The following is a 2,160-nucleotide window of genomic DNA, read 5'->3' as shown; positions in this document are numbered from 1 at the left end:
CCCAGCATACTATCCTCAATATACTCACCCAATATATAGTAATCGTCTTCACACTTTTTGTTTTGCTGCAAGTTAAAACCACCGGTCAAGTCTCGAAGGAAATGTGGCGGAATACTGTCCACTGCTTGATCAAGCATGGCAGCGAACTCATCAAAAGTTGGTTTGGCCATTTATTTTTCCTCCCATCCTTTTGCATATCGTTGTTCGGTACTTATTTTTTAGCTCATTTGGGAATCCAACGCCACGCGTTCATTTGGAATTAATTAATGCGAAGTAACAAGTTTCAATCCTACAATTCCTATTATTATAAACCCAATGCAAACTAGCCTGATTATATAAACAGGCTCTTTAAATAATACTATTCCTGAAATCACAGTACCAATAGTACCAATTCCTGTCCAAATTGCATAGGCAGTACCTAAAGGTAGCTCATATTGTTGTCATAGCAATACGCATGGACAACTTAATAGGAAGAGCGGCGTTGGCCATTTGGTTTAGATCTCCTACAAAAAATAAATCCTTAACGGGATAATAAAAAGCAAACGACCCTGTCGAACCGGAATGGCCTTTTATCTCGCCTTTCCCCCTGAAGAATGTGGCTACTCCATTTAAAGGAATCCGCATATACCCGCCACCATAGCAAATCGGCCACATTGAAGCTTGCAACTTGTTGTATGATGACAGCCGGTCGAAAATTAATTTATCAAACAGTTCACCACCAAAGAAAGCTTTAATAAATATCATCAACTCACGAGCAGTAGTCACGCAACCGCTGCTTGCCCGGCTGCTCATGACAAATTTTGGACGGTGAATAGCTTTGTCCTTATAATATATTTTTGGCACAAAGTTATTTTCACTTTCAGGGAGATAGGTGTTCTTTAGTCCTACCGGTTCAAATATAAACTTTTTATATACCTCACTTAATGGTAAGCCCATAACCTTTTCTAGTATTTCTCCGAGCATATCAAAGTTAATATCCGCATAATGAGCTCTTTTCATAGTGTGGGGCGCAAAGTGAGGGTTTAATTTTTTCGCAAATTCCACAGATTCATTAAAGGTCAAATAAAAATCTTCGTTAATAACGCGATTCTTTGCATTATTATTCCCTTCTTCATAAACATCGGGCAAACCGCTTACTTGAAACAGCAAATCGGATATGGTCAGCGCAAAAGAATATTCCTTGCCTTTATAGACATGCAGTCCCTCCAGGACAGCCTTATCAAAATATTTTGCAATACCGTCGTCAAGTGACAGCCTGCCCTGCTCCTGCAAAGCCAAAATGCAGGAGGTGGTGAAGAGTTTTGTAATGCTGGCCATAAGCAGCGGAGAATCTATATCCCTGCCTCCGTGCCCTTTGCTATATGAAAAATCCCCTCCGGTGTTTTGGACAAATAGCACAGCTTCGTAAATTTGATTTGAGCCAGCAGTTTTATTAAAAATTCTTTCGAGTTTTTGCATTAGATTTGTATCCATAAGTTTCCTTTCACTAGCGGAGAAATATAACCCTAAAGGAGGGTATAGTATTTATGTCGTTGAATACAGCTATGGTATAACTAGTTTAATTTCCTCTAGTTAGGAGTGAAACTTTGAACCTGGATAAATTTACATTAACTAGGGAAGACGCAGTATTAATGATCATCGATATCCAAGAGCGCCTGGTACCGGCAATGAAATACCGCGATCAGGTTATTCACAACACTAATATTTTAATCACCACAGCCACAAAATTAGCCATTCCGGTTATAGTCACTGAACAGAATACAAAAGGCCTCGGAAAGACAGTCCCCGAATTAAATACCGGTTCAGACATGGTATTTGAAAAAATTACTTTTTGCGGCTGTACAACGGAAGTGCTATCAACATTAAACCGACTAGCCGGAAAAAAAATCATTGTCGTCGGGATGGAAACCCATGTCTGCGTATTGCAGACAGTAAGGAGTCTCCTTGAACACGGGTACCAGGTATTTGTGGTGGGCGACGCGGTATGTTCCCGCACCAAAGAGAATTACAAAAACGGTTTATCCCAGATGATGCAGATGGGGTCCGTCGTCACCAATACCGAGACAGTGTTTTTCGATTTATTAAAACAGGCCAACACCCCTGAATTCAGGGAACTATTACCACTGGTAAAGGGCTGAACACTTTTAGGTGTTTGTTGGC

General features: G+C 40.4%; 2 protein-coding genes and 1 pseudogene. 1 reads left to right on the top strand and 2 read right to left on the bottom strand.

The genetic code is table 11. The features are described from left to right. Positions 1-263: 263 nt before the first annotated feature. Positions 264-428, bottom strand: a pseudogene (locus SPSYN_RS15405) (DMT family transporter); the annotation flags it as partial. Between the two features lies 1 nt (position 429). Next, positions 430-1,458, bottom strand: coding sequence for a serine hydrolase domain-containing protein (locus tag SPSYN_RS15400; protein ID WP_202623864.1), 1,029 nt, complete (start codon positions 1,456-1,458; stop codon positions 430-432). Positions 1,459-1,586: 128 nt separating this feature from the next. Between SPSYN_RS15400 and SPSYN_RS15395 the strand changes: the two genes are divergently transcribed. After that, positions 1,587-2,138, top strand: coding sequence for an isochorismatase family protein (locus tag SPSYN_RS15395; RefSeq protein ID WP_341478898.1), 552 nt, complete (start codon positions 1,587-1,589; stop codon positions 2,136-2,138). Positions 2,139-2,160 lie beyond the last annotated feature (22 nt).

This window comes from Sporotomaculum syntrophicum (assembly GCF_009932395.1).
Classification (GTDB): domain Bacteria; phylum Bacillota; class Desulfotomaculia; order Desulfotomaculales; family Desulfallaceae; genus Sporotomaculum; species Sporotomaculum syntrophicum.
The sequence above is the reverse complement of the archived record's forward strand: the minus strand, read 5'-3'. Positions and strand labels throughout refer to the sequence as shown.

Excerpts from the sequence above, each read along its gene's own strand:
- SPSYN_RS15400 (WP_202623864.1), bottom strand. The coding sequence starts at position 1,458 with ATGCAAAAACTCGAAAGAATTTTTAATAAAACTGCTGGCTCAAATCAA.